The following is a 26,475-nucleotide window of genomic DNA, read 5'->3' on the forward strand; positions in this document are numbered from 1 at the left end:
TCGATTACAAGTCGACGGCCGCCCTGACCAGGGAAAACACCTTGGTGTTGTCGATGGTGCCGAGGAAATTTTCGGCGCCCTTGCCGATCGCACCGAGGAAGACGTCGGTGCCGCCGTGGGTCTCGTTGCCCGCCGAGACGCGGATCACCGCTTCCTGGTGGTAGGTGTTGGCGCCGACCGTGTTGTCGTCGAGGCTGGCCATGCCGGCGCGGCTGGCTTGGGTGCGGCTCTCGCCATTACCGAAACCGATGATGGTGTATGGCGCGCCGTCCAGATCCTTCTCCAGCAAACCGGAAGTCACGTTCTTGAGCAGGCCCAATACGCCCGGTTTGCCGGCGTCGGTCTTGCCGGTGCGCTGCGCGTAGCCGTTCAATACCAGGGTGTGGTCATGATCGGCGGTGACGACGATCAGCGTATTTTTCAGGTCAGGATCGCTGACGCGCGCCTTGTCGAGCGCAGCCTTGATCGCGTTGTCGAATGCGACTGTGTCCTGCAAGGCCTTCCTGGCGGTGGTTTCATGCAGCGCGTGATCGATGCGGCCGCCCTCGACCATCAGGAAATAACCTTTCTTGTTCTTGCCGAGCACATCCATCGCCTTGGTCGTCATCTCGGCCAGGCTCGGTTCCTTGCTCGGGTCACGGTCGAGGTCGTAGCTCATGTGGCCGGGCGTAAACAGGCCGAGCAGGCGCTCGGTGGCAGCCGGGTCGATCGCCTTGAGGTCGGTGACATTACCGGCATAGGCATAACCCTTCTCCTTCATTTCCGCCACCAGGTCGCGGCCGTCGGCGCGCTTGCCGCCCTTGTCTTTCGGCGTGAAGAACTGGGTGCCGCCGCCCAGCACCACATCCAGGCCGGCGCTGCCGAGCGCGGCGTTGAAGCCGGTGCCGCCCGGAACCAGCATCGCGGCGATGTCGTTTTCCAGGTCGCGATGGCAGATGTGGGCGTACACCGCAGCCGGCGTCGCGTGCGTCACGCGGGTGGTGGTCACGACGCCGGCCGACAGGCCCTTGCTCTTGGCGACTTCGGCCAGGGTGGTGACGGCAGTGCCGTTGCCAGTGCCGCAGTTATTGGCCAGCAGATTGCCATTGGCGTCGGCCACCGGCGATTTTGCCACGGTGTTGGAGGACATCGACAATACTTCGTTGTTCATCTTGACGCCGGTCATGTAGGCCGACATCGACGGCGCGCTGTCCGTCACCTGCGCGTCGTTGGAGAAGGTCTTGACGAAGGCGGTCTCGGGCAGCGTGTCCACGGTCAACTCGCCTTCCTCGCCAACGGCATAGATCCGCGCCGCGGTCATGGTGGTCATGCCCATGCCATCGCCCAGGAAGAAGATGACGTTCCTGGGCGCATCGGCCACTGTCGTCGTTGCACTGCCACACCCGGCCAAGATCGCCACGGCCATCGCCACGGCCAAACCACTTGTAAGCTTCATCGCATCACCCCCGACTGGAAAAGCCTGAAATATACCGGCCCAATGTGACTGATACATGACCGACGCATGACAATTGCATGACCGACAATATTTTTTACACGCTCGCCGCCAAGTCGCCTCGATGGCCTGATTCAGACTGGATTGGTGGCGCATCGACCGCCGTGACCGGAGCAGAGGATGCCGATTTCAATGGCGCCGGGCGGGAAACTGTCTGGTCGCGGCGCCGCGGCGCGATGGCTTGACGGCGACGCGCGGCGGGCACCCGATGAACCAGCACAGCGGCCGGGATCGACCGCGTATGCGTCGCAATTGCAGGGGCGGTTGTGACGATCGCAGCGACGTTGCCAGGACCGGCGGCGAACCGGCACGGCGCCAGGCCGAGACCAGCCACCGATGCAGGATGCAGGATGCAGGACTACACCAGCGCGTGCCAAGGTCTGGTACGACCTGGCGCGATCGGGTGCGCAGCGGTCATCAGGTCTTGAATTCCCAGCGCTTCCAGGCCGCCAGCACCGCGTTCGGATATTCGGGCCGGCCGCGGCTGCCGTTGTAGCGGCCCAGCGCCAGGTACAGGTTGCCGCCTTCCATGTCGACATACATGCGCAGGATCGCGCAGCCGTAACGCAGGTTGGCTTGCATGTTGAACAGTTTCTTGCTGTCGCTATCGCCGACCACCCGGGTCCAGAACGGCATGACCTGCATATAACCGTGCGCGCTGACCGACGACAGCGCGTATTTGCGGAAGGCCGACTCGACCTGAATCAGGCCCAGCACCAGCGCCGGGTCCAAGCCTGCGCGACGGGCTTCGTACCAGGCGGTTTCCAGAAATTCGATGCGCACCTGCGGATCTGGCAGCTTCTTTTTCAGGCGCTCGGACATCTCACCGAGCCAATACAGATACCGGATGCGCTCGTTGATGTCGCCGAATTTCGGCTTCGGTGGCCGGGCGTCGGCGATCGCGTTGGACAAGGCGAGCCGCATCGCATCGGCGATCGCCTCTTCCTTCTGGTTGCCGGCTTGCGCACTGCCGGCACCGGCCAGCAGCGCAGTCAGGCAGACGGCGCCCGCCAGCAGCCGCGACCAGCCGGCCCGGCGCCTCATCGGTACGCCCCGCCAGCCGGCCGATGCGCTCGCCATTGATGCGCAAATTGCGGCTCAAATTGCGGCTCAAATTTGAAAATAACGGGAGTATCAGGCAAAACCATTGTTATCCCGCCCGATTTCATTGCGGGATAAAAAATACTGAGGGACAGTATTTTTGACGAGCTCATGCGGCCAATTTAGCGCTGACGAACTCGACCATGGCATCCAGCGCTACCGGTGTGGCCGCAGCGTCGCGCCGGCCCTGGTATTCCAGATTGCCTTCCTTCAGCCCGCGCTCGCCGATCACGATGCGATGCGGCACGCCGATCAGCTCCCATTCGGCGAACATCACGCCGGGACGCTCGCCACGGTCGTCGACGATCACATCGACGCCGGCCGTCTGCAGCGCCGCGTACAGCTTGTCGGTCTCGGCCTTGACGGTCTCGCTGCGGTCGTACCCCATCGGGCACAACACCACTTCAAACGGCGCCAGCGAAGCTGGCCAGATGATGCCCTTGTCGTCGAAATTCTGCTCGATTGCGGCGCCCAGGATGCGCGTGATGCCGATGCCGTAGCAGCCCATCTGCAGCGGCTGCGGCTTGCCGTGCTCGTCGAGGAAGGTCGCCTGCATGTCTTCCGAGTAGCGGGTCCCGAGCTGGAATACATGGCCCACTTCGATGCCGCGCTGGATCGCCAGCACGCCCTTGCCGTCCGGCGACGGATCGCCTTCAACCACATTGCGCAGGTCGGCTACCAGCGGTTCCGGCAGGTCGCGGCCCCAGTTGACGCCGGTCAGGTGGAAGTCGAGCTCGTTGGCGCCGCACACGAAATCGTGCATGTTGGCGACCGTGCGGTCCGCCACCACCGTGACCGGCTGTTTGGTGCCGATCGGGCCCAGGTAGCCAGGCGGCGTGCCGAAGGTCTCGACGATCTCGGCCTCGGTCGCGAAGCGGTAGCCGCCGGCCAGGCCGGCGATCTTATTGACCTTGATCTCGTTCATGTCATGGTCGCCGCGCAGCAGCAGCAGCCAGGTTTCATTACCCTTTTCTTTTTCCACCGTCAGCACGATCGACTTGACGGTCTGCGCCAGCGGCAGCTTCAGGTATTGGGCCACGTCCTCGCACTTGGCCTTGCCCGGCGTCGCCGTCTTGGTCAGTGGCTCGCTTGCGGCCGCGCGCGCCGGGGTCAAGCTGAGCGCCTCGGCGGCCTCGACATTGGCCGCGAAATCGGAGCTCGGGCAATACACGATAGCGTCTTCACCGGTGTCGGCGATCACGTGGAATTCATGCGAACCGGTGCCGCCAATCGCACCGACGTCAGCCGCCACCGCGCGAAACTGCAGGCCGAAGCGGCTGAAAATGCGCACATAAGCGTCGTACATGATCTGGTAGGACTGCTGCATGCCGGCCACGTCGCGGTCGAACGAATAAGCGTCCTTCATGGTGAATTCGCGACCGCGCATCAGGCCGAAACGCGGCCGGCGCTCGTCGCGGAACTTGGTCTGGATATGGTAGAAATTGATCGGCAGCTGGCGGTATGACTTGATGTCGGTGCGCACCACGTCGGTGATCACTTCTTCCGAGGTCGGCTGGATCGCAAAGTCGCGACCATGGCGGTCCTTGACCCGCATCAGCTCCGGCCCCATCTTGTCCCAGCGCCCGGTTTCCTGCCACAGCTCGGCCGGCTGTACCACCGGCATCAGCAACTCGATCGCGCCGGAACGATTCATTTCTTCGCGCACAATCGCCTCGACCTTGCGGATCACGCGCAGGCCCATCGGCATATAGGTGTAGATGCCGGAACCGACACGTTTGATCATACCGGCGCGCATCATCAGTTTATGACTGGCGATTTCGGCATCGGACGGGGCTTCTTTAAGCGTTGAAATAAAAAAACGTGAGGCGCGCATACGGTGAATTCTTTTTAAAAAGAGAGAGTTATAATCAACTCAATTTTAAAGGATTAGCTGGCTGATGCGCCTTTACTTTACACATTTGTGCACAATTTTGATGCCTGCCCGGCATGGTTCGCGTTGCAAGAAAATCATCCCAATGCGCATTCTTGAGCAAAATAACATGTATTGAAGGCCGCCCGGTCGCAGAAAGTTTGAGGTGCACTATGCTGGATCGTGAAGGGTTTCGCCCTAACGTCGGCATCATCCTGCTTAACACCCAGAACGAGGTGTGGTGGGGCAAACGGGTGCGCGAGCACTCATGGCAGTTTCCGCAAGGGGGCATCAAATACGGCGAGACGCCGGAGCAGGCGATGTACCGGGAGCTGGAAGAAGAAATCGGGCTACGCCAGGAGCATGTCAAGATCGTCGGTCGCACCCGCGACTGGCTGCGCTATGAAGTGCCCGACCATTTCATCAAGCGTGAAATCCGCGGTCATTATCGCGGCCAGAAGCAGATCTGGTATCTGCTGCGCATGGTCGGGCGTGACAGCGACATCAACCTGCGCCTGACCGACCATCCGGAATTCGACGCCTGGCGCTGGCACGACTATTGGGTGCCGCTGGATGTCGTAATCGAATTCAAGCGCGATGTCTATGAACGCGCGCTGAAGGAGTTGTCGCGCTTTCTGGCGTGGCCGGCGCAAACAGTACAACACCGCAATGTGGCGCGTTATCTGCGGCAGCCGCATGGACCGAAGGTCGCGATCGCGGAGGACATCCGGCCCGAGCCCTTGCCCTTGAAGACGCAGAATGACTAATCATCGCGGTACGCGGCGCCGGCAGGCGCTGCGATCCGGTACCCGCCGTGCCGGCAAAGCGGCCCGATGGAACAACCTCCGCGCAACGGGTTGCCCCTCCCTACACCAACACCATATTGTCGCGATGAATCAGCTCAGGTTCTTCGACAAACCCCAGAATTCCGGCGATCTCGCTCGACGCATGGCGCATGATGCGACGCGCCTCGGCGCTGCTGTAGTTGCACAGTCCGCGCGCGATGGCGCGGCCGCCCGGGTCGACGCAGGTGATCACTGCGCCGCGACCGAATTCGCCATCGACCGCGGTCACGCCGATCGGCAACAGCGACTTGCCTTCTTGGGTCAGCTTCTGCACCGCGCCGGCATCGAGCACGACCCGGCCGACTGTTTGCAGGTGATCGGCCATCCATTGCTTGCGCGCGGTCAGACGCCCGGTTTGCGCAGTCAACTGGGTACCGATCGCTTCGCCGGCCGATAGCCGGCTCAGCACATCTTCTTCGCGGCCCCACGCGATCACCGTGTGCGCGCCGGAGCTGGCGGCGCGCTTGGCGGCCAGGATCTTGGTCAGCATGCCGCCGCGCCCGATACCGCTGCCGGCACCGCCGGCCATCGCCTCCAGCGCGACATCGCCGGCCTGTGCTTCATGCACCAATTTCGCATCCGGATGCTTGCGCGGATCGGCGCTGTACAGCCCGCGCTGGTCGGTCAGGATGATCAGGGCGTCGGCCTCGATCAGGTTCGCGACCAGTGCGCCCAGCGTATCGTTGTCGCCAAACTTGATCTCGTCGGTGACGACCGTGTCGTTTTCATTGATGATCGGCACCACGCCCATCTGCAGCAGCGTAAACAAGGTCGAACGCGCGTTCAGGTAACGCTCGCGGTCGGCCAGATCGGCATGCGTCAGCAGGACCTGGGCAGTATGCAATTGGTGTTGGCGGAAGCTGGTCTCGTAGATGTGTGCCAGCCCCATCTGGCCGACCGCGGCGCAGGCTTGCAGCTGGTGGACGCCGGTTGGCCGGCGCTCGAAGCCGAGTCGCTGCATGCCTTCGGCGATCGCGCCGGAACTGACCAGCACCACCTGCTTGCCGAGTCCGCGCAGATGGGCGATCTGCATGGCCCAGTTGGCGATCGCGGCGTGGTCAAGACCCTTGCCGTCGTTGGTCACCAGCGATGAGCCAACCTTGACGATGATACGTTGCGCGCTTTGAATGACGGAATTCATGCTGGAATCCATGCTGGAATGTATGCGGTTATGGATGGCTCAATCATGCGAACTGGCACGGCACAAAGAAAATCGACGCTGGTCGCTGATGCTGCCTCGGTGCGCCGTTGATCCGGGTTCGGACAACGGATCGAACGACATTGATTCAATGACGCCCGTTCGCCCCCTTGACTCCGTCCACCGTCCGCTCAGGGCGAACGGATGTGGATCTGAGCGCAATACCGGACGTAACACCGGGCGCACTGCCGCGCCCGGATCGCTACTCCATGAGCTTGAAGCGCGGATCGTCCGGATCGATCGAATTAATGCCGCGCGCCTCCTCGGTCATGCTGGTTTCCTCGGCCCGGTGCTCGTTCTGCTTTTTCTCGGCCAAATGGGCGTAAATCGCCATCACCAGATCCTCGCAGCCGTCACGATTCAGTGCCGAAATCTCGAATACCGGCGCCTTCCAGCCGAAGCGCTTGACGAAGTCCTTGACGCGCTTTTTGCGCTCGTCTTCCGGTACCACGTCCAGCTTGTTCAACACTAGCCAGCGCGGCTTCTCGACCAGCGCCTCATCGTATTTCTTCAATTCCTTGACCAGCGCCTTGGCTTCCTTGACCGGATCGACCGTGTCGTCGAACGGCGCCAGGTCGACCACATGCAGCAGCAAGCCGGTGCGCTGCAAGTGACGCAGGAACTGCACGCCGAGGCCGGCGCCATCGGCCGCACCTTCGATCAGACCCGGAATATCGGCGATCACGAAGCTCTTTTCATGGCCGACCCGCACCACGCCCAGATTCGGATGCAGCGTGGTGAACGGATAGTCGGCAATCTTCGGACGCGCGTTCGATACCGCCGTGATGAAGGTCGATTTGCCGGCATTCGGCATCCCGAGCAGGCCGACGTCGGCCAGCACCTTCAGTTCGAGCTGCAGCTCGCGCCGCTCGCCCGGCTTGCCGTCGCCTTTCTGGCGCGGTGCGCGGTTGGTCGAGGACTTGAAATGGATGTTGCCCCAGCCGCCCTCGCCGCCCTTGGCCAGCAGCTCGACCTGGCCATGTTCGGTCAGGTCGGCGATGATTTCGCCGGTCAGGTGGTCGGCAATCAGGGTGCCGACCGGCATGCGCAGCATGATGTCGTCCGCGCCCTTGCCGTAGCAATCGGCGCCGCGGCCGTTTTCGCCGTCGCGCGCCTTGTGCAGCTTGGAATAGCGATAATCGACCAGGGTATTGATATTGCGATCGGCCACGGCCCAGATGCTGCCGCCCTTGCCGCCATCGCCGCCGTCCGGGCCACCGAAAGGCCTGAATTTTTCACGACAAAAGGAGGCGACTCCATTGCCGCCGTCGCCGGCAATGACTTCGATTTTTGCTTCGTCGATAAACTTCATGTTGTGCCGCCATAAAACTAAAAAGGCTCTACCAGGGGCAGAGCCTTTCGATGGAAGGCTTGCGCCTTACAATATGCTTGAAACACCAACCGAGACGGGGCTTGCAGTCTTAGCGCGAGGCGCTGCCGATGCCGGCCGAGCCGTACTCAGACAGATGCTTAGGCAGGTACTACGGTCACGAACTGGTTCTGATTGGCGCCCTTGACGACAAACTTTACCTTGCCGCCAACCAGCGCGAACAGGGTGTGATCCTTGCCCATGCCGACGTTTTCGCCAGCGCGCACCGGGGTGCCGCGTTGACGAATGATGATGCCGCCTGCATTGATGGATTGACCACCGTAGACCTTAACGCCAAGTCGCTTTGACTCGGAATCGCGGCCGTTGCGCGTAGTGCCGCCGCCTTTTTTATGTGCCATTTGAGACTCCTTGGTAACTGGTTATTGCTGCTAACGCTCGATGGCTGAGATCAAGCGTTGATCGAAACGATCTGGACTTCCGTATAATTTTGGCGATGGCCTTGATGTTTCTGGTAATGCTTACGACGACGCATCTTGAAAATCTTGACCTTATCGTGACGACCTTGCGCCACTACCGTAACCAGCACCGTTGCACCTTCGACCAGTGGCGCACCAAATTTAATGGTGTCACCTTCGCCCACTGCGAGCACTTGATCAAGTGTGATTTCGGAACCAATGTCAGCCGGTATCTGTTCTATTTTGAGTTTTTCGCCAGCAGCAACTTTATATTGTTTGCCACCGGTTTTTATGACCGCGTACATGTGAAACCTCATCGAAAAAATTGAAGAAACTTTCTCTCGCCGACCCGCCGGATAGGCAGACGGAATCGGGAAAACCTCCAATTATACATGGACTTATGTTTGCGGTCAAAAGTGCGGAACCTGGCCGCAGCGCGGTGCTCCTGCGGACCCTGTCGGCGTCGCCAAGCGACGCCAAAACGTCAATTTATGGCACCGGCGGCGCCTGCAACGATCGCCGACCGAGCCCCTGAACAGAAAACATACTGGCCACTGTATTTTTACAGACCCATAAAGTTCTTGCGAGAAATGCGTGATTTGGCAACATACTCTCCAAAAAATTCATTGCCGCGGCGGCGGTTGCGGGGCGCGCCGCGGCCGCCGCTGTCGCTCCGGCCAGAATTTGATTCCATGCCGGGCCTGTCCAAGCCGGCCGCGCATCGTATAATCCCGGCACACTCGATTCCTTGCAGGTTCGCCTTGTCCGCCACTACCCACAGCACCGCCCAAGACCTCATTTCCCAGTCGATCGTCACCGATATGGAGGCCGTCAATCTGGTGATCCGCGACAGACTGCATTCCGACGTCAGTCTGGTCAACCAGATCGCCGAATACATCATCAGCGCCGGCGGCAAGCGGATTCGACCGGTACTGGTGCTGCTGGTGGCCAATGCGTATGGCTACCAGGGGCGCCACCACCATGACTTGGCGGCGGTGGTCGAATTCATTCATACCGCGACTCTGCTGCACGACGACGTGGTGGACGAGTCGTCGATGCGGCGCGGCCGCCAGACCGCCAATGCACTGTTCGGCAACGCAGCGTCGGTACTGGTGGGTGACTTCCTGTATTCGCGCGCTTTCCAGATGATGGTGGCGGTCGACAATGTCCGCGTGATGCGGATTCTGGCCGATGCGACCAACGTGATCGCCGAGGGCGAAGTGTTGCAGTTGTTGAACATGCATGACCCGGACGTCACTGAAGAGCGTTACCTGCAGGTGATCCGCTCCAAGACTGCGAAACTGTTCGAGGCAGCATCGCAACTCGGCGCGCTCGTTTCCGGTGCCGGCGAGGCGCAGATCGAAGCCGCCGCCGAATACGGCCGCTCGCTCGGCACTGCGTTCCAGTTGATCGACGACGTGCTCGATTACACCGGCAACGCCGAACAGATCGGCAAGAACGTCGGCGACGACCTGCGCGAAGGCAAGCCCACGCTGCCTCTGATTTATCTGATGAAACACGGCACCGCGGAACAGCGCGAACTGGTGCGCGCCTGCATCGAGCACGGCGACGAAAACCAGTTCGATGCGATTCTGGCCGCCATCACCAGCTCCGGCGCACTGGCCTATACCCGGCAACAGGCCGCGCAGGCCAGCGCGCGCGCAGCGGCGTCGATCGCATCCTTGCCAGATGGTCAATACAAGGATTCTTTGTTACAATTGTGCGCATTCGCGGTGGATCGTAATCATTAAGCCGGCACGATGATGCGCCCGCTGCCGTCGGGGTGTAGCTTAGCCTGGTAGAGCGCTACGTTCGGGACGTAGAGGCCGGAGGTTCGAATCCTCTCACCCCGACCAATCCTGCAGCACCACTTGCACCCCCTTTTCAACTACCTGACGGTGACCCTTTGGATGCCGTGCCCTTGTGGGTGCAAATTCTTGCACTCTTTCTACTGATCTTCCTGTCCGCGTTTTTCGCAATGGCCGAAACCGCGCTGATGGCCGCCAACCGGCATCGGCTGCGCCATCTTGCCAAACGCGGCAGCAAACGCGCCGCCACCACGCTGTGGCTGCTCGACCGCACCGACAAGGTGTTGTCGCTGGTGCTGATCGCCAATACCCTGATCAATGCGATGGCGACAGCGCTGGTGACGGCGATCGCGATTTCGACCTTTGGCAATCACGAGCGGGTGCTGACGATGGCGACCGGCACGGTGGCTTTTCTGCTGATCGTATTTGCCGAAATCTCGCCGAAGGTGATCGGCGCCACCTATCCGGAGCGCATCGCGCTGACCAGCAGCATGTTGCTGAAACCCTTGATGGCGCTGGCCAAGCCGGTAATCTGGTTCGTCAACCTGTTCGTGTCCGGCCTGCTCAAAACACTGCACATCAAGACCGGCAAGGCGGCCCACGAGCAGCGCCTGTCGCCGGAAGAGCTGCGCTCGATCGTACTCGAAGGCGGCAATTTCATTCCGCAAAAACACAAGAGCATCCTGCTCAACCTGTTCGATCTGGAGACCATTTCGGTCGAGGACATCATGACTCCGCGCTCCCAGGTCGAGGCCCTGAACCTGGCCGTGCCAGTCGAGGAAATCAAGCGTCAACTGACCACCTGTTACCACAACAAGCTGCCGGTGTACGAGGGCGAAATCAACCGGATCGCCGGCATCCTGCACGTGCGCAAGGCGGTCGCGCTGCTGAATCAGGAAGAGGAACTGACGGTCGACCATTTCCGCGCATTGCTGACGCCGCCGTATTTCATCCCCGAAGACACCGGCGTGTTTACCCAGCTGCAGTATTTCCAGGAAAATCGCGAACGGCTCGGCATCATCGTCGACGAATACGGCGAGGTCCAGGGCCTGGTCACCTTGGAAGACATCATCGAAGAGATGATCGGCGAATTCACGACTTCGGTGCCGGGTGCCGCGCGTGCCGATGCATTCGGCTGGGACGAGGATGGCGCATGCCTGCTGGAAGGCACGACCACGCTGCGCGACATCAACAAGCGCCTCAACCTGCATCTGCCGGTGGATGGACCGAAAACGCTGAACGGCTTACTGCTGGAACTGCTGCAGGACATCCCGGAGGCCAACGTCAGCCTGAAGCTCGGCCAGTGCATCATCGAGATCGTGCAGGTCCAGAACCAGGCGATCAAGGTGGTCAAGCTGATCCGACTCACCGACACGCTCCAAAACCCCTCAAAAATCTGATCAAACCGCAATTTCAACGCCTTTGCGCGTCCGCCGGACTGGCGGGATCGCAGCGAAAAATGCGCTGACCGACACCAGATTTTGCCGGACTTTCAGCGTCAATTGCGCGCAATTGACCAGGCAGCGGGTGACACCGTGCCCCCTCGGCGGTTTTAACAGCCGATTCTCTGTCAGCCCGACGGGCTACCAAGTGACTTTTTGGCAAAACTATCGGCTCTTGGCGCAACAAACCGATCGACGGGGATCACAATATCTTTACAAAACAGATGCCTGTAGGCATCATCTAACGCAATTCCGACGTTTTTTGTCCGGCTCTCGGCTCTATTTTTAGCGATTTTTTATGGCTGCAGTCCTCCCCAACCCGGCTTCCGGCGCCGCCCTGTCCGGTCTGGCTCGCGCCTTGCTGCAAGCCGGACGGCTGTCCGCGCAGCAGGCAGAAACACTGCATAAACAGGCGCTGACCGAAAAAACTGGCTTTATCGATGTGCTGCTGAAGGGTGGCGGCATCGATGCTCGCTCGCTCGCGCTGTTCTGTGCCGAGACGTTCGGCTATCCGATGCTGGAGCTGTCGGCCTTCAATCTGGGACTGATCCCGGAAAAGATCATCGACGCCAAGCTGATGCAGGGTCAGCGCGTGGTGGTGCTGGCCAAGCGTGCCAACAAGCTGTTCGTCGCGATCTCCGATCCGACCAATACGCAGGCACTGGACCAGATCAAATTCCAGACCGAATCGAACGTCGAACCGGTGATCGTGCAGCACGATAGCCTGCTGAAACTGCTGGAAAGCTATAGTAAGTCCGCCGAGCAAAACTTGAATGACCTGATCGGCGACGATCAGGACATCATGTTCCTCGAAGAGGACACGACCGCGGCAGCCGATGCCGCGAGCAGCGAAATCGACGACGCGCCGGTCGTCAAATTCCTGCAAAAAATCCTGATTGATGCGATCAACCAGGGTGCATCCGATATCCATTTTGAACCGTTCGAGAAGTTTTTCCGAATCCGCTACCGGGTCGACGGCATCTTGCGCGACGTCGCGCAGCCGCCATTGTCGATCAAGGAAAAACTGGTGTCGCGCATCAAGGTGCTGTCCCGGCTCGACATTTCGGAGAAACGCGTACCGCAGGATGGCCGCATGAAGCTGGTGCTGTCGCAAACGCGCACAATCGATTTCCGGGTCAGCACGCTGCCGACCCTGTTTGGTGAAAAGACCGTGATGCGTATTCTGGACGCGACCCAGGCGCAGATGGGGATCGACGCGCTCGGTTACGACCCGGATCAAAAAGAAACGCTGCTCGCAGCGATCCAGCGTCCTTACGGCATGGTACTGGTGACCGGACCAACCGGCTCCGGCAAGACCGTGTCCTTGTATACCTGCCTGAACGTTCTCAACAAACCCGGCATCAATATCTCGACGGCGGAAGATCCGGCCGAGATCAATCTGCCCGGTGTCAACCAGGTCAACGTGAACGACCGCGCCGGCCTGACCTTCCCGGTGGCACTGAAGGCCTTCCTGCGCCAGGATCCCGACATCATCATGGTCGGCGAGATTCGCGATCTGGAGACTGCCGACATCGCGATCAAGGCGGCGCAAACCGGTCATATGGTGTTTTCGACGCTGCACACCAACGATGCGCCGTCGACGCTGACGCGGCTGATGAATATGGGCGTCGCGCCGTTCAACATCGCGTCATCCGTGATTCTGATCACGGCACAGCGGCTGGCGCGCCGGCTGTGCAACTGCAAGCAAGCCGCCGTGATTCTGGATGAAATCCTGGTCCAGGCCGGCTTCAATGAAGACGAGCTGGACGGCACCTGGCACCCCTACAAGCCAGTCGGTTGCGAACGCTGCAGCGGCAGCGGATACAAGGGCCGGGTCGGCATCTACCAGATCATGCCGATCAGCGAAGAGATAGAGCGCATCATCCTGGCCAATGGCACCGCGCCCGAAATCGAACGGCAGGCACAGAGTGAAGGCGTAAGAACCTTGCGCCAGTCCGGATTACAAAAGGTCAAGCAGGGGCTGACCAGCCTCGAAGAAGTGCTCGGCTGCACCAACGAATAAAACGGGAGATCAAGCATGGCAACCGCAACAGGCATGGCCGCAGGCGCCCGCCCGGCAAAGGAAATGATCTTTGCCTGGGAGGGCAAGGACCGGATGGGCAAGAAGGTCACCGGCGAATTGCGCGCTGGCGGCGAAGCCGTCGTCAACGCAACCTTGCGGCGTCAGGGCATCCTGGTCACCAAGGTCAAGAAGAAAAGCTTCCGTTCCGGCAGAAAGGTCACCGACAAGGACATCTCGCTATTCACCCGCCAGCTGGCCACGATGATGAAGGCCGGTGTGCCGTTGCTGCAATCGTTCGACATTGTCGCCAAGGGCCATGCCAATCCATCGGTCTCGAAACTGATTCAGGACATTCGCTCCGATGTCGAGACCGGCACCAGCCTGAATCAGGCATTCCGCAAATTCCCGCTGTATTTCGACCCGCTGTTTTGCAATCTGGTCGGCGCCGGCGAACAGGCCGGTATCCTGGAAGATCTGCTGACCCGTCTCGCAATCTACAAGGAAAAGACGCTGGCGATCAAGGGCAAGATCAAGTCGGCCCTGTTCTACCCGGTGTCGATCCTGGCAGTCGCCTTCATCGTCACCGCGGTGATCATGATCTGGGTGGTGCCGGCGTTCAAGGAAGTGTTCACCAGCTTCGGTGCCGACCTGCCGGCGCCAACCCTGTTCGTGATGGCGATCTCCGATTTTTTCGTCAAATACTGGTACATCATTTTCGGCGCACTGTTCGGCGGTCTGTACCTGTTCTTCCAGGCCTGGCGACGCTCACTGAAAGTCCAGCGATTCATGGACCGGACTTTGCTCAAATTGCCGATTTTTGGCGCCGTCATTCGCAAGGCCACCATCGCGCGCTGGACCCGGACGCTGGCGACCATGTTTGCCGCCGGCGTACCGCTGGTCGAATCGCTCGATTCGGTCGGCGGCGCCGCAGGCAACGCGGTGTATCTGGACGCCACCAAAAAGATTCAAATGGAAGTCTCTTCCGGTACCAGCCTGACGGTGGCGATGCAAAATGCCGACGTGTTCCCGAACATGGTCACGCAGATGGTGTCGATCGGCGAAGAATCCGGCTCGCTCGACAGCATGCTGGGCAAGGTCGCCGATTTTTACGAGGAAGAAGTCGATGAGGCGGTGGCATCATTGTCGAGCCTGATGGAGCCATTGATCATGGTAATCCTGGGCGTGCTGATTGGCGGCCTGGTGATTGCGATGTACCTGCCAATCTTCAAACTCGGCTCGGTGGTCTGATGCCGATTGAGTGGGGGCGCGCCTCGCGGTGGCGCCTCTTTGGGGGCCATGCAGCGGGACCTGCTTTTCGATTGGCCTGAACCGCTGCCACACCACCGCCGGCCGACAAGGAGTTGGATCCATGATCCAGCTCCTTGTTGCTTTCTTGGCAATGCAAAAAATGGTTAACTGCAGCGCATCGCTATCACGCCAGAGGCGTTGATGCATCATGCGGAGAACAGTGCGGCCAGCTGCACTGGAATTGCTGGCCGGCATAACATCTGCATCGATGTGTCGGCACGGAACTACGTTCGAAAATCACGCGCTCCCACCGACGAAGCATGGAGGGCACTTGGTCCTTGTTGGCGCCGCCCGATGCGCAATAACTCCCTGTCGGCGCGATGGAAATCGGTCTCCTCGCCTGCAATCTTGACCCTCTCGAACCCATGCAATATGTTACCCATCGACCACTTTGCCTGCCGGTATGTTCTAATATGGCCCAGCAAGCAATGGTGGGAACAACGGCGACAGGCTTTGACAATCACCAAAAACTTGAGCGGCTGGCAACCAGGAGTCTTGACGACCGCACCGCATCGGGTCCGCAAATGGCGGATTGAAACATCTTATTAATCGACGCCGTCGATTGGAAATTACATTGATATGCTGCTCGATTTTTTAGTCTTCGCCACACCCGGCAGTGTTCCCAGCGCCGCGCTCGCCGGTTTGTTCGGCCTGCTGATCGGCAGTTTCCTGAACGTGGTGATCTACCGGGTGCCGCAGATGATGCAGCGCGAGTCGGACAATTATGTGGCGCAGGAGAGCGGGAAACCGCTGCCACATACCACTCGCTACAACCTGATGGTGCCGCGCTCGGCCTGCCCGCATTGCGGCCACCAAATCACCGCGCTGGAAAACATCCCGGTAATCAGCTACCTTTTTTTGCGCGGCAAATGCATCGAGTGCAAGGCGCCAATTTCGGTCCGCTATCCGATCGTGGAGCTGTTGACCGGCGCCTTGTCGGCCTACCTGGTATGGCATTTCGGCAGCGGTCTGGCCGGGCTCGCCGCACTGGTGTTCGCCTATTTGCTGATCGCGATGACCTTCATCGATGCCGACACCCAGCTGTTGCCCGATGACCTGACATACCCGCTGTTATGGTGCGGACTGCTGGTCAATCTGAGCGGGACTTTCGTGGCACTGCCCGACGCCGTCATCGGCGCCGCCGCCGGTTATCTGTGCCTGTGGTCGATTTACTGGCTGTTCAAGCTCGCGACCGGCAAGGAAGGCATGGGCTATGGTGATTTCAAGCTGCTGGCTGCGCTCGGCGCCTGGCTCGGCTGGTCGATGTTGCCGATTGTCCTGCTGCTGTCGTCGGTGGTCGGAGCGGTGGTCGGCATTGCGCTGATCCTGTTCGCCAAGCGCGGGCGCGACAACCCGATTCCATTCGGTCCGTATCTGGCGGCGGCCGGCATGATCGCGTTGTTGTACGGCAAACCGATCGCACAAGCCGCGTTCGGCTTGCTGTCCTGACGCCGCTGGCTGACGATCGTGCTGGCATCCGTCAGGCCCATCGGTGACCGCCTTTCGGTCGGACTGACCGGCGGCATCGGCAGCGGCAAGAGCACGGTGGCCGATCTATTCGCGGCGCAGGGCGCGGCCGTGATCGACACCGACTTGATCGCCCACCAGCTGACCGCCCCCGGCGGCCAGGCCATCGATGCGATCGTCGCCCAATTCGGCGTGGACTTTTTGGCGCCCTCCGGCGCCATGGATCGCGCCAAAATGCGCGCCCAGGTATTTGCCGATCCGGCCGCCAGACAACGATTGGAAGCGATCCTGCATCCGCTGATCCGGCAACAGACCGCGACGGCTGCGGCGCAGGCGCCAGGCGACTATCTGATGTTCGTGGTGCCACTGCTGGTCGAATCGGGTAACTGGCGGCAACAGGTGTCGCGCGTGCTGGTGATCGATTGCCCCGAAGACTTGCAGTTGGCGCGCGTGATGCAGCGCAGTGCGCTCACCGAAGCCCAGGTGCGCAGCATCATGGCGTCCCAGGCCACCCGCGCGCAACGACTGGCGGCGGCCGACGATGTGCTGCTCAATGATCGCAGCGCGGCCGATTTGATTCCGGAGATTGGCCGTTTGCATGCTTTCTATAAAGGATTGGCCGGTGCAACCCCGATAAAGCAGCCGTAACGTTTGTAATTTTGCGGCGCTTGGTTCAGAATCACGGCATACACATTGCGGCACGGACAATGACGGCAAGCTCTCGCGACCCAACTTATAAAGGGATGTCATTTTGATCGTCTACGAATACCCTTTCAACGAGCGTATTCGCACGTTGTTGCGGCTGGAAGACCTGTACGAGAAGTTCTCTTTTTTTCTGCATCAGGAACATGCGCTGCAACACCATGTTGCACTATCGACGATCTTTGAAATGCTCGAAGTCGCCGGCCGCGCCGACCTGAAGTCTGACCTGCTGCAGGAACTGGAGCGGCAAAAGCAAACCCTGCTCGGCTACAAGTCCAATCCGAATGTACAAATCGAAGCGCTCAATGCGATCCTGGCCGAGCTCGATCGCACTAGCGCGGCATTGATGGCCGCTCAGGGCAAGACCGGCCAGAATGTGCGCGACAACGAGTGGCTGATGAGCATCCGCGGCCGCACCATCATCCCCGGCGGCGCCTGTGAATTCGATCTGCCGTCCTACTATGCGTGGCAGCAGCGGTCGCCGCAGCAGCGTTTCGACGACATCGCTAACTGGTTTGCACCGCTGACACCGCTGTTCGACGCACTCAATCTGGTGCTGCGCCTGCTGCGCGATTCCGGCAGCACGGTCAAGCTGATCGCCACTGCCGGCAGCTATCAGCAGATGTTGCAAGGCAAGCAATACCAGATGTTGCGCCTGACGCTGGATGCGACGCTGGGCGCGATTCCCGAGATTTCGGCCAACAAATACATGCTGTGGGTGCGCTTCACCTCCCAGGGCGGCGACATGAAGCCGAAGTCGTTTGAAGACGATGTGCCGTTCGACCTGACGCTGTGTAATTTCTAACGTTTCAATCCGCTTTCAAACTGGTTTCCATATCATGCCTGCTGTTGTCGATTGCCCCACCTGCGGTAAAAAAGTCGAATGGATCGAACAGAACAAGTTCCGCCCGTTCTGCTCCGAGCGTTGCAAGCAAATCGACCTGGGTGCCTGGGCCGCCGAAAAATACGCGATCCCGGTGGTCAAGCAACCGGAAGATCTTGACGACGACCACCAAGACCTGGCGCAGTAGCGCTGCGCTGCTGTGAGCGGATCGACCGTGGCCAGACCGCTGCATTTCCGCCACATACTCCTACCGATCTGCGACGCATCCCGCAATAAAAACGGCGTGAATTGTCACATACCCCTGCAAACGATGCGCATCCGCAATTCGGCCTAACCGACCCGGGCATCCTTGCCGAGCGCCGGGGGCGACGCGCTCGGCCCGTCGTGACGGCCGTAGCGATCCATGAACAGGCCGTCCAGGTCGATCTCGGGCCGCCGGCCTGACACCAGATCGGCCAGCACCCGACCCGAACCGCACGCCATGGTCCAGCCCAGCGTTCCGTGACCGGTATTGAGGTACAGGTTGCGATACGGGGTCGGTCCGAGCACCGGCGTGCCGTCCGGCGTCATCGGCCGCAGTCCGCACCAGAATTCGCCGCGGCTGAGGTCGCCGCCCTGCGGAAACAGCTCGCTGACCGAATGCTCCAGCGTGTCGCGCCGCGCCTGGCGCAAGCGCAGATCGTAACCGGCCAGTTCGGCGGTACCGCCGACCCGAATCCGGTCGCCCAGCCGGGTGATGGCCACCTTGAAGGTCTCGTCCATCACGGTCGACTCCGGTGCGCCGGCAGCGTCCAGCACCGGGATCGTGATCGAATAGCCCTTGACCGGATAGACCGGGAGCCGGATCCCGAGCGGGCGCAGCAGCAGCGGCGAATAACTGCCCAACGCCAGCACGTAGGCATCGGCCTTGCGCACTTGGTCCTCGGTCTGGACGCCGCTGATCTGACCGTCGTCGGCCACCATGTGCTGGATCGTGACGTCGTACTCGAAGCGGGCGCCGAGACCCTGTGCCAGTTCGGCCAGCCGACGCGTGAACTTGTAACAGTCGCCGGTTTCGTCACCCGGCAGGCGCAGTCCGCCGACGAATTTTTCGCGCACCCGCGCCAACGCCGGTTCCGCGGCCACGCAGGCGGCGCCGTCGAGCAATTGATAGGCGACCTGATAGCGCTGCAGGATCGCGATGTCCGGCGCCGCGCTGTCGAGTTGCTGCTGGTTGCGAAACAGCTGTAGCGTGCCCTGCATCCGTTCGTCGTAGCGGATGCCGGTGGTGGCGCGCAGTTCGCGCAGGCAGTCGCGGCTATATTCGGCCAGCCGCAGCATGCGGCCCTTGTTGATTTCGTAGCGGCGACTGCTGCAGTTGGCCAGCATCTGCCACATCCAGCGCCACATCGCGGGATCGAGACCCGGCCGCAGCACCAGCGGACTGTGCCGCATCAGCAACCATTTGATCGCCTTCAGCGGCACCCCGGGGCCAGCCCACGGCGCTGCGTAGCCGGGCGATACTTCGCCGGCGTTGGCGAAACTGGTTTCCAGCCCGGCACCGGGTTGGCGATCGAGCACGCTGACCTCGTGCCCGGCCTGCGCCAGATAATACGCCGATGCGGTGCCGATCACGCCGCTGCCCAAAACGATGATTTTCACGAACTGTCCCCCTAATCGAGATGAACGCTGGCAAACCGAATCCGATGCAGAACCTGCAATCAAGCAACAAGCTGGCGCGCCCCGGCGCGCAATTCTGCCACCTTGACTTGGCTACGATCGGGAGTATCTCTATTTTCCCGATTATTTCTATGCGCAATTAACAACTGACCACAGGAGTATGCAAACAGCTTGCGCCGTGATTCAATGCCGCAACAGGTTTAGCCACGCGATCAGCGGTATCGTCGCCGGCAATAGCGGCTCGACCGAAAGGTGGCCCTGCCATGCAAACGCCTGCCCTTCCAGACTCTGCGGCTCGCCCCGCCAGTCGCGGCTGATGTAGAAATGCAGGCGCACGTGGGCGTGCTCGTAGACATGCTCGACGCCGCACCACGGCTCGGCCGACACGATCGTGATGCCCAGCTCCTCGACGAATTCGCGCTTGAGCGCATCGAATATGCTCTCACCGCGCTCCACTTTGCCGCCGGGAAATTCCCAGTAGCCGGCGTACGGCTTACCGCTCGGGCGCTGGCCGAGCAGCACGTCGCCATTGGGCCGCATCAGGATGCCAACCGCGACGTCTATCGGCGCCGCCGCATCGCTGGCTGTGGCGTGCATTAGCGCGCTCATGTGGTGCGCTCCAGCGGTGTATTCCACAACTCGCCGTTGGGACCGGTGCGTGGCGCAGTCACGCCGAAGTGGCTGTAGGCGGCCGGGGTCGCGATGCGCCCGCGCGGCGTGCGCTGCAGATAGCCCTGCTGGATCAGATACGGCTCCAGCACGTCCTCGATGGTGTCGCGCTCCTCGCCGATGGCCGCGGCCAGGTTGTCGATCCCGACCGGACCGCCGCTGAATTTGAACAACACCGCTTCCAGCAGCTTGCGGTCCATCAGGTCGAATCCGACCGGATCGACGTCCAGCATCGCCAGCGCGGCGTCGGCGACTTTCTTGGTGATGTCGCCGTCGGCCTTGACCTCGGCATAGTCGCGCACCCGCCGCAACAAACGGTTGGCGATGCGCGGCGTACCGCGGGAGCGTTTGGCGATCTCGTGCGCGCCGTCGGGATCCATTGGCGCCTTCAGCAACGCGGCACTGCGCGTCACGATCCGGGTCAGCTCGGCGGCGTTGTAGAACTCGAGCCGCGCCACGATGCCGAAGCGGTCGCGCAGCGGATTGGTCAGCATGCCGGCACGGGTGGTGGCGCCAACCAGGGTGAACGGCTGCAGATCGAGCTTGACCGAGCGCGCCGCCGGCCCTTCGCCGATCATGATGTCAATCTGATAGTCTTCCAGCGCCGGATACAGGATTTCCTCGACCACCGGCGACAGCCGGTGAATCTCGTCGATGAACAGCACGTCGTTGGCTTCCAGGTTGGTCAGGATCGCGGCCAGATCGCCCGGCCGCTCCAGCACCGGACCGGAGGTCTGGCGCAGGTTGACACCCATCTCGCGTGCAATGATATGCGCCAGCGTGGTCTTGCCGAGGCCCGGCGGTCCGAACAGCAACGTGTGATCCAGCGCCTCCTTGCGATTGCGGGCGGCGGCGATGAAGATGGCGAGCTGGTCGCGGATCTTTTCCTGGCCGACGTATTCGTCCAGCTGCTTGGGCCGCAGCGCGCGCTCGATCGCCTCCTCGTTGGGCGAGGCTGGCGTCGCGGCGATGATGCGCTGTTCGGTGAAATTGTCGGTCTGGATGCTCATTGCTGACTCTGCGAGAACTCGCTCAATAATTCATTCACATTAGGGCTTGGACAAGGCCTTCAACGCCAGCTTGATGCCATCCGACACGCTGCTGCCGGCCGCAACCTGCTTCATGGCCAACAGCGCCTCCTTGTCCGAATAGCCGAGCGCCAGCAGCGCGTTCAGGATATCGGAACTGGCCTCGTGCTGCGCCGCACCGGCCGCCGGTCCGAGGTCGGCGCCGAGCTTGCCCTTCAGTTCCAGCAACAGCCGTTCGGCGGTCTTCTTGCCGATACCGGGCACGCGGGTCAGCCGGCTCGCTTCCTGCAGCGTCACCGCCTGCGCCAGATCGGCCACCGACATGCCGGACAGGATCGATAGCGCGGTACGGGCGCCAACGCCGCTGATCTTGATCAATTGCCGGAACACCCTGCGCTCTTCGGCGCTGCCAAAGCCGTATAGCAGATGTGCATCCTCGCGTACCGCCATGTGGGTCAGCAAGCTCAGCTTGTCGCCGATCGCCGGCAAATTGTAAAAGGTGCTCATCGGCACATCGACCTCGTAGCCGACGCCGTTGCAATCGACGATCAATTGCGGCGGATTTTTTTCGAGCAGGATACCGGAGAGACGACCGATCATGAGTGGCAGACAATAAGGTGAGGGTGAGTGGACGGAACACGCGCAAAGCGACGATACAATGGACATAATAGCGACAAAGCCGGGCACGGTATAGGCGGCAGATTGTTGTCATAGCTGACTCCTCACCAGTGGCGCGCAGCCAGTTGGATGAAAACCAATCCAGGGTGTGAGGCGGCCGCAATGCCAGCCTGGTCAGGGAATGGATGCAGTACGGTCACCGGCTGCGCGCCGGGAACCGCTTCAGACCAGCCGCCCGCCCTTGACCCGCAAGCCCTTGCGCGCCAGATCGGGCGCAATCGCCGCCAGCCGCGCGCGGCTGTCGCCGCCATGCGCATGGGCGATCGCGACCCCGAGCGCATCGGCGGCGTCGGCGCTCGGCATGCCGGGCAGCGAAAGCAGGCGCTGCACCATGTCCTGCACTTGCTCTTTCTTGGCCTTGCCGTTGCCGACCACGGCCTGTTTCACTTGCAGCGCGGTGTATTCGGCCACCTCCAAGTCGGCATCGACCAGTCCGCAAATCGCGGCGCCGCGCGCCTGACCGAGCAACAGCGTCGATTGCGGGTTGACGTTGACGAACACGATTTCAATTGCTGCGCAATCGGGTTGATAGGTGCGGATCACCTGCGCGACCCCATCCATGATCACTTTCAACCGTTCCGGCAAACTGGCATCGGGTGTCTTGATGGTGCCGGAGGCGATGTAGGCGATCTGCTGGCCCTGCTTGTCGATCACGCCGAAGCCGGTAGTGCGCAGGCCGGGGTCGATGCCGAGGATTCTCATGGGTGTGCAAGGTGATTCAAATTTTGGGCGTCACCCCAGCGAAAGCTGGGGTCCAGTGGCGTTACACGATGTCGGGATACAGGTCGTTCCAGTACGGATTCGCGAGTTCGATCAATTCGGTTTTCCAGGCGCGCTTCCACGCCTTTAACTGTTTCTCGCGTGCTATCGCGTTGATGATGTCCTCGAATACTTCGAAATGCACCAGCGTCTTGATATTGTGTTGTCTGGTGAAGCCGGCGACGAATCCCTGTTTGTGTTCATGAACGCGTCGTATCAGATCGTTAGTGACGCCGATGTAGAGCGTGCCGTTGCGCTGGCTCGCCATGAAATACGTGTAGTACGCCATTTACGTACGCCACTGGGTCCCAGCGTTCACTGGGACGACGGTTGTTGGGCAATTCTCCCATTGGACGGTGCAGTCGTTTTGCGTCCAATGAAGCAATCGGTTCGTGCCCGAGGTGAGCATCCAAGCCAAAAATCGCTGAACCACGCTCAACCTCTCACCTTCAAAACTGTCGTCCCAGCGAACGCTGGGACCCAGTGTCGTTAATCGGAGTAGTCAGGTCCAAATGCGACATCTCCGTTTAAAGGGAATGTCAGCGCTCTAACGCGCATCAATGCCGGAAATGCCGGGTTCCCGTATACAACATCACCACACCGCGCTCATCGGCCGCATCGATCACTTCCTGATCGCGCATCGAGCCGCCCGGATGGATCACGCAGGTTGCGCCGGCATCGACCACGACGTCCAGGCCATCGCGGAACGGGAAGAAGGCGTCCGACGCGACCGCCGAACCTGCCAGGCTGAGGCCGGCGTTCTGCGCCTTGATCGACGCGATGCGGGCCGAGTCGATGCGGCTCATCTGGCCGGCGCCGACACCGAGCGTCATGCCGTTGCCGCAGAAGACGATCGCGTTCGACTTCACGAACTTGGCGACGCGCCAGGCGAACATCAGGTCCTGCAATTGCTGCTGGGTCGGCTGCTTCTTGCTCACCACTTTCAACTCATCCAGGCCGACGTTCTTGGCGTCCGGCGCCTGTACCAGCAGGCCGCCGCCGACGCGCTTCAGGTCGTACTTGTTGATCTCGGCGCCGAGCGGGATTTCGAGCAGGCGCACGTTCTGCTTGGCGGCGAATACCTGTTTCGCTTCGGCGCTGAACGACGGCGCGATCAGCACTTCGACGAATTGCTTGGCGACTGCGGCGGCCGCCTTGCCGTCGCATTCGCGGTTGAAGGCGATGATGCCGCCGAAGGCCGAGGTCGGGTCAGTCTGCAGCGCCTTGCTGTATGCCTCCAGCGCATCGACGCCGAGCGCGACGCCGCACGGATTGGCGTGCTTGACGATGACGCAGGCTGACTCATTGAAGGTCTTCACGCATTCCCACGCGGCATCGGCGTCGGCGATGTTGTTGTACGACAGTTCCTTGCCTTGCAGCTGGCGGTAGTTGGCCAGCGCGCCGGCGACCGGATTGAGCTCGCGGTAGAACGCCGCCGACTGGTGCGGGTTTTCGCCGTAGCGCATTTCCTGCACCTTGTCGAAATGCAGGTTCAGCGTCTGCGGATACGGGCTGCGCGTGGCGTGCGCCTTGTCGGCGCCGAGGCTGGTCAGATAATTCGTGATCGCGCCATCGTACTGCGCGGTGTGCGCGAACACCTTCTTGGCCAGCGTAAACTTGGTGTCGTAGGACACGTCGCCGTTGCCGGACTTCATTTCATCGAGCACCAGCGGGTAGTCAGCCGGATCGCAGATCACCACCACGTCCTTGTGGTTCTTGGCCGCCGAACGCAGCATGGCCGGGCCGCCGATGTCGATGTTCTCGATCGCGTCTTCCAGCGCGCACTGGTCCTTGGCGACGGTTTGCTGGAACGGGTACAGATTGACCACCACCATGTCGATGGTCGGGATATCGTGCTGGGCCAACGCGGCGACGTGCTCGGGAAAATCGCGGCGCGCCAGGATGCCGCCGTGCACCTTCGGATGCAGGGTCTTGACGCGGCCATCCAGCATTTCGGGAAAGCCGGTGTAATCGGCCACCTCGGTCACCGCGACACCATTGTCGGCCAGCAGTTTTGCGGTGCCGCCGGTGGACAGGAGTTTGACCCCTTGCGCCGCCAGCGCGCGTGCGAAGTCGAGGACGCCGGTCTTGTCGGATACGGAGATGAGGGCTTGTTTGATCATTGTCGTGTCGTATTGAGGTATCTGGAATAGTGCTGGAATCCGGAGGATCGCAGGATACGGTGGGTGCCGGGCAGATGCAGCCGGAGACGCTTACAGCAGCCCGTGCTGCTGCAACTTCTTGCGCAGGGTATTGCGGTTGATGCCGAGCATCTCTGCCGCATGCGACTGGTTACCTTCGGCGCGCGCCATCACCGCTTGCAGCATCGGTTTTTCGACGGTCAGCACCACCATATCGTAGATATTCGATGGCTGTTGTTCGCCCAGGTCACTGAAAAATTCTTCAAGACTGCGTTGCACAACTTCCTGGATGTTTTCTTTACTCATGCTTTGCTGCTCATTTTTATTTGTTTTTTGGATGTTATTTTTGAAATCATTATTACTTCGGTAAATCGTTTCATTGCAACAGCATCACAGCGCACTAAATCAGGCGGCAATGCGTTGTTCCGCCAGGCCGTATTGTAACCGCTGACCATAGGCCGATTGCGATTCAAAGAACTGGTCGACCGCGGCCAACTGCGCGTCGCAGTCCTCCAGCAAATTCATGCGCTGGCGGAAGGCCTCACCGCCGAGCAGGTCGCGCACATACCAGCCGATGTGCTTGCGGGCGGTGCGCACGCCGAGGTATTCGCCATAAAATGCGTAGTGGGCGCGCAGGTGCTCATCCATCAGTGCGCGCACCTCGGCCACCAGCGGCGCCGGCAGGTGGTGGCCGGTACGCAGATAGTGCGCGATCTCGCGGCAGATCCACGGCCGGCCCTGCGCGGCGCGGCCGATCATCACCGCATCGGCACCGGTCGCCTGCAACACCAGTTTCGCCTTCTCGGGCGTCGTGATATCGCCGTTCGCGACCACCGGCAGCTTCACCGCCGCCTTGACTTGCGCGATGGTGTCGTATTCGGCGTCGCCGCTATAACCGTCGGCGCGGGTGCGACCGTGCACGGTCAGCATCGCGATGCCGGCGGCCTCGGCGATGCGCGCGATGGTCAGCGCATTCTTGTTGACGCGATCCCAGCCGGTGCGAAACTTCAGCGTGACCGGCACATCGACCGCAGCGACCACCGCATCGAGGATCCGGCCCACCAGTTGCTCGTCCTGCAACAGCGCCGAGCCGCACCAGCTGTTGCACACCTTCTTGACCGGGCAACCCATATTGATGTCGATGATCTGGGCGCCGTGGTCGACGTTGTATTTGGCGCATTCGGCCAGCATGGCCGGATCGGCGCCGGCAATTTGCACCGCTTTCGGCTCCATCTCGCCATCGTGATTGGTGCGACGCGAGGTTTTTTCGCTGTGCCACAGGCGCGGATTGGACGCCGCCATCTCGGACACCGCGTAGCCGGCGCCTAGCTGCTTGCACAGCTGACGGAACGGCCGGTCGGTGACGCCGGCCATCGGCGCCACGAACACGTTATTGCGCAGCAGATAGGGGCCGAGTTGCACGATGATAAGAGGGAAAGAGGGAATGCGACGGGGAAGACGCTATTTTAACCGAGCTTGCGGTCGATCTCTGTTCCCGTCGCGACATTTTCGCTCAACAAACAAGCAATAATGTTACCGCACGGATACATTTAACTCTTTTGCACCGACAACATACTGGGCACAGTATTTTTAAAGCCGCAATAAATCTGCGCGACTAGGGCCAATTTAGCCTGATACTCCCGCAAAAATGGTGAG

The 26,475-nt window shown here is 60.9% G+C and carries 26 protein-coding genes and 1 tRNA gene; 11 read left to right on the forward strand and 16 right to left on the reverse strand.

The features are described 5' to 3' along the window. Positions 1–4: 4 nt before the first annotated feature. Positions 5–1,435, reverse strand: coding sequence for an alkaline phosphatase (locus ACFOFO_RS14210; protein WP_390327052.1), 1,431 nt, complete (start codon positions 1,433–1,435; stop codon positions 5–7). A gap of 77 nt (positions 1,436–1,512) precedes the next feature. On the opposite strand from ACFOFO_RS14210, the gene ACFOFO_RS14215 reads away from it, so the two are divergent. Further along, the gene (locus tag ACFOFO_RS14215) at positions 1,513–1,677 is read left to right on the forward strand and encodes a hypothetical protein (protein ID WP_390327054.1); all 165 of its coding nucleotides are present in this window, start codon (positions 1,513–1,515) and stop codon (positions 1,675–1,677) included. A gap of 232 nt (positions 1,678–1,909) precedes the next feature. On the opposite strand, the gene ACFOFO_RS14220 is transcribed toward ACFOFO_RS14215, so the two are convergent. Next, positions 1,910–2,572, reverse strand: a complete 663-nt coding sequence (locus ACFOFO_RS14220) for a lytic transglycosylase domain-containing protein (protein ID WP_390327056.1) — start codon at positions 2,570–2,572, stop codon at positions 1,910–1,912. Between the two features lie 130 nt (positions 2,573–2,702). Then, positions 2,703–4,427 (reverse strand): proline--tRNA ligase, encoded by a 1,725-nt coding sequence (locus tag ACFOFO_RS14225; protein ID WP_390327058.1) that lies wholly within the window; start codon positions 4,425–4,427, stop codon positions 2,703–2,705. A 209-nt stretch (positions 4,428–4,636) separates the two neighbouring features. Between ACFOFO_RS14225 and ACFOFO_RS14230 the strand changes: the two genes are divergently transcribed. After that, a complete protein-coding gene (locus tag ACFOFO_RS14230) occupies positions 4,637–5,230 on the forward strand; it encodes an RNA pyrophosphohydrolase (protein WP_390327060.1) in 594 nt (197 codons plus the stop codon). 100 nt (positions 5,231–5,330) lie between these two features. Here ACFOFO_RS14230 and proB read toward each other — a convergent pair whose 3' ends face one another. The 4 genes from proB to rplU form a co-directional block, all read right to left on the reverse strand. Beyond that, positions 5,331–6,449 carry a glutamate 5-kinase gene (proB, locus tag ACFOFO_RS14235; RefSeq protein WP_390327062.1) on the reverse strand — a complete coding sequence of 373 codons (1,119 nt, stop codon included), beginning with the start codon at positions 6,447–6,449 and terminating at the stop codon, positions 5,331–5,333. Positions 6,450–6,708: 259 nt separating this feature from the next. Next, complete coding sequence (gene obgE / locus ACFOFO_RS14240; RefSeq protein WP_390331839.1) at positions 6,709–7,818, reverse strand: GTPase ObgE; 1,110 nt, start codon at positions 7,816–7,818, stop codon at positions 6,709–6,711. Between the two features lie 158 nt (positions 7,819–7,976). Beyond that, complete coding sequence (gene rpmA / locus ACFOFO_RS14245; protein ID WP_390331840.1) at positions 7,977–8,234, reverse strand: 50S ribosomal protein L27; 258 nt, start codon at positions 8,232–8,234, stop codon at positions 7,977–7,979. A gap of 50 nt (positions 8,235–8,284) precedes the next feature. Continuing rightward, complete coding sequence (rplU, locus tag ACFOFO_RS14250) at positions 8,285–8,596, reverse strand: 50S ribosomal protein L21 (RefSeq protein WP_390327063.1); 312 nt, start codon at positions 8,594–8,596, stop codon at positions 8,285–8,287. 456 nt (positions 8,597–9,052) lie between these two features. Between rplU and ispB the strand changes: the two genes are divergently transcribed. The 9 genes from ispB to yacG all read left to right on the forward strand — a co-directional run bounded on the left by ispB (position 9,053) and on the right by yacG (position 18,072). Continuing rightward, on the forward strand, positions 9,053–10,042 hold the full coding sequence (gene ispB / locus ACFOFO_RS14255; protein ID WP_390327064.1) for an octaprenyl diphosphate synthase: 990 nt from the start codon (positions 9,053–9,055) through the stop codon (positions 10,040–10,042). A 28-nt stretch (positions 10,043–10,070) separates the two neighbouring features. Continuing rightward, positions 10,071–10,147, forward strand: a tRNA-Pro gene (locus ACFOFO_RS14260). A 50-nt stretch (positions 10,148–10,197) separates the two neighbouring features. After that, positions 10,198–11,499 carry an HlyC/CorC family transporter gene (locus ACFOFO_RS14265; protein WP_390331841.1) on the forward strand — a complete coding sequence of 434 codons (1,302 nt, stop codon included), beginning with the start codon at positions 10,198–10,200 and terminating at the stop codon, positions 11,497–11,499. A 340-nt stretch (positions 11,500–11,839) separates the two neighbouring features. Further along, positions 11,840–13,564 (forward strand): type IV-A pilus assembly ATPase PilB, encoded by a 1,725-nt coding sequence (gene pilB, locus ACFOFO_RS14270; protein WP_390327066.1) that lies wholly within the window; start codon positions 11,840–11,842, stop codon positions 13,562–13,564. Between the two features lie 15 nt (positions 13,565–13,579). Then, entirely contained in the window at positions 13,580–14,812 is a 1,233-nt protein-coding gene (locus ACFOFO_RS14275; RefSeq protein ID WP_390331842.1) for a type II secretion system F family protein, read from the forward strand. A 639-nt stretch (positions 14,813–15,451) separates the two neighbouring features. Further along, a complete protein-coding gene (locus tag ACFOFO_RS14280; protein ID WP_390327069.1) occupies positions 15,452–16,321 on the forward strand; it encodes a prepilin peptidase in 870 nt (289 codons plus the stop codon). 18 nt (positions 16,322–16,339) lie between these two features. Next, complete coding sequence (gene coaE / locus ACFOFO_RS14285) at positions 16,340–16,987, forward strand: dephospho-CoA kinase (RefSeq protein WP_390327071.1); 648 nt, start codon at positions 16,340–16,342, stop codon at positions 16,985–16,987. Between the two features lie 103 nt (positions 16,988–17,090). Further along, the gene (gene zapD, locus ACFOFO_RS14290; protein WP_390327074.1) at positions 17,091–17,846 is read left to right on the forward strand and encodes a cell division protein ZapD; all 756 of its coding nucleotides are present in this window, start codon (positions 17,091–17,093) and stop codon (positions 17,844–17,846) included. A 34-nt stretch (positions 17,847–17,880) separates the two neighbouring features. Continuing rightward, positions 17,881–18,072, forward strand: a complete 192-nt coding sequence (gene yacG, locus ACFOFO_RS14295; protein ID WP_390331843.1) for a DNA gyrase inhibitor YacG — start codon at positions 17,881–17,883, stop codon at positions 18,070–18,072. Positions 18,073–18,215: 143 nt separating this feature from the next. Here yacG and ACFOFO_RS14300 read toward each other — a convergent pair whose 3' ends face one another. The 9 genes from ACFOFO_RS14300 to dusB form a co-directional block, all read right to left on the reverse strand. Beyond that, a complete protein-coding gene (locus tag ACFOFO_RS14300) occupies positions 18,216–19,526 on the reverse strand; it encodes a D-amino acid dehydrogenase (protein WP_390327076.1) in 1,311 nt (436 codons plus the stop codon). 201 nt (positions 19,527–19,727) lie between these two features. Beyond that, positions 19,728–20,153, reverse strand: coding sequence for an NUDIX domain-containing protein (locus ACFOFO_RS14305; protein WP_390327079.1), 426 nt, complete (start codon positions 20,151–20,153; stop codon positions 19,728–19,730). Beyond that, positions 20,150–21,223, reverse strand: coding sequence for a Holliday junction branch migration DNA helicase RuvB (ruvB, locus tag ACFOFO_RS14310; RefSeq protein WP_390327081.1), 1,074 nt, complete (start codon positions 21,221–21,223; stop codon positions 20,150–20,152). Before ruvB ends, ACFOFO_RS14305 begins: the two co-directional genes overlap by 4 nt. Positions 21,224–21,262: 39 nt before the next feature. Then, complete coding sequence (gene ruvA, locus ACFOFO_RS14315) at positions 21,263–21,841, reverse strand: Holliday junction branch migration protein RuvA (protein WP_390327084.1); 579 nt, start codon at positions 21,839–21,841, stop codon at positions 21,263–21,265. 240 nt (positions 21,842–22,081) lie between these two features. Then, positions 22,082–22,621 carry a crossover junction endodeoxyribonuclease RuvC gene (gene ruvC, locus ACFOFO_RS14320; RefSeq protein ID WP_390327086.1) on the reverse strand — a complete coding sequence of 180 codons (540 nt, stop codon included), beginning with the start codon at positions 22,619–22,621 and terminating at the stop codon, positions 22,082–22,084. 61 nt (positions 22,622–22,682) lie between these two features. Then, the gene (locus tag ACFOFO_RS14325) at positions 22,683–22,967 is read right to left on the reverse strand and encodes a GIY-YIG nuclease family protein (RefSeq protein WP_390327089.1); all 285 of its coding nucleotides are present in this window, start codon (positions 22,965–22,967) and stop codon (positions 22,683–22,685) included. Positions 22,968–23,235: 268 nt separating this feature from the next. Then, positions 23,236–24,801, reverse strand: a complete 1,566-nt coding sequence (gene purH, locus ACFOFO_RS14330; protein ID WP_390327092.1) for a bifunctional phosphoribosylaminoimidazolecarboxamide formyltransferase/IMP cyclohydrolase — start codon at positions 24,799–24,801, stop codon at positions 23,236–23,238. Between the two features lie 90 nt (positions 24,802–24,891). After that, positions 24,892–25,125: a Fis family transcriptional regulator gene (locus ACFOFO_RS14335; protein WP_390331844.1), complete on the reverse strand. Its 234-nt coding sequence runs from the start codon at positions 25,123–25,125 to the stop codon at positions 24,892–24,894. Between the two features lie 99 nt (positions 25,126–25,224). After that, positions 25,225–26,241 carry a tRNA dihydrouridine synthase DusB gene (dusB, locus tag ACFOFO_RS14340; RefSeq protein ID WP_390327094.1) on the reverse strand — a complete coding sequence of 339 codons (1,017 nt, stop codon included), beginning with the start codon at positions 26,239–26,241 and terminating at the stop codon, positions 25,225–25,227. Positions 26,242–26,475 lie beyond the last annotated feature (234 nt).

Origin of the sequence: Pseudundibacterium arcticum, assembly GCF_042646465.1 — a bacterium.
Classification (GTDB): domain Bacteria; phylum Pseudomonadota; class Gammaproteobacteria; order Burkholderiales; family Burkholderiaceae_D; genus Undibacterium_A; species Undibacterium_A arcticum.

Bases quoted from the DNA above. Each gene is read 5' to 3' on its own strand.
- rpmA (WP_390331840.1), bottom strand. From the start codon at position 8,234: ATGGCACATAAAAAAGGCGGCGGCACTACGCGCAACGGCCGCGATTCC.
- ruvA (WP_390327084.1), bottom strand. From the start codon at position 21,841: ATGATCGGTCGTCTCTCCGGTATCCTGCTCGAAAAAAATCCGCCGCAA.
- ACFOFO_RS14220 (WP_390327056.1), bottom strand. From the start codon at position 2,572: ATGGCGAGCGCATCGGCCGGCTGGCGGGGCGTACCGATGAGGCGCCGG.
- ACFOFO_RS14280 (WP_390327069.1), top strand. From the start codon at position 15,452: ATGCTGCTCGATTTTTTAGTCTTCGCCACACCCGGCAGTGTTCCCAGC.
- ACFOFO_RS14215 (WP_390327054.1), top strand. From the start codon at position 1,513: ATGACCGACAATATTTTTTACACGCTCGCCGCCAAGTCGCCTCGATGG.
- ruvB (WP_390327081.1), bottom strand. From the start codon at position 21,223: ATGAGCATCCAGACCGACAATTTCACCGAACAGCGCATCATCGCCGCG.
- ACFOFO_RS14305 (WP_390327079.1), bottom strand. From the start codon at position 20,153: ATGAGCGCGCTAATGCACGCCACAGCCAGCGATGCGGCGGCGCCGATA.
- rplU (WP_390327063.1), bottom strand. From the start codon at position 8,596: ATGTACGCGGTCATAAAAACCGGTGGCAAACAATATAAAGTTGCTGCT.
- ACFOFO_RS14210 (WP_390327052.1), bottom strand. From the start codon at position 1,435: ATGAAGCTTACAAGTGGTTTGGCCGTGGCGATGGCCGTGGCGATCTTG.
- obgE (WP_390331839.1), bottom strand. From the start codon at position 7,818: ATGAAGTTTATCGACGAAGCAAAAATCGAAGTCATTGCCGGCGACGGC.
- ACFOFO_RS14275 (WP_390331842.1), top strand. From the start codon at position 13,580: ATGGCAACCGCAACAGGCATGGCCGCAGGCGCCCGCCCGGCAAAGGAA.
- ruvC (WP_390327086.1), bottom strand. From the start codon at position 22,621: ATGAGAATCCTCGGCATCGACCCCGGCCTGCGCACTACCGGCTTCGGC.
- ACFOFO_RS14225 (WP_390327058.1), bottom strand. From the start codon at position 4,427: ATGCGCGCCTCACGTTTTTTTATTTCAACGCTTAAAGAAGCCCCGTCC.
- purH (WP_390327092.1), bottom strand. From the start codon at position 24,801: ATGATCAAACAAGCCCTCATCTCCGTATCCGACAAGACCGGCGTCCTC.
- proB (WP_390327062.1), bottom strand. From the start codon at position 6,449: ATGAATTCCGTCATTCAAAGCGCGCAACGTATCATCGTCAAGGTTGGC.
- yacG (WP_390331843.1), top strand. From the start codon at position 17,881: ATGCCTGCTGTTGTCGATTGCCCCACCTGCGGTAAAAAAGTCGAATGG.
- ACFOFO_RS14230 (WP_390327060.1), top strand. From the start codon at position 4,637: ATGCTGGATCGTGAAGGGTTTCGCCCTAACGTCGGCATCATCCTGCTT.
- pilB (WP_390327066.1), top strand. From the start codon at position 11,840: ATGGCTGCAGTCCTCCCCAACCCGGCTTCCGGCGCCGCCCTGTCCGGT.
- ACFOFO_RS14335 (WP_390331844.1), bottom strand. From the start codon at position 25,125: ATGAGTAAAGAAAACATCCAGGAAGTTGTGCAACGCAGTCTTGAAGAA.
- ACFOFO_RS14325 (WP_390327089.1), bottom strand. From the start codon at position 22,967: ATGGCGTACTACACGTATTTCATGGCGAGCCAGCGCAACGGCACGCTC.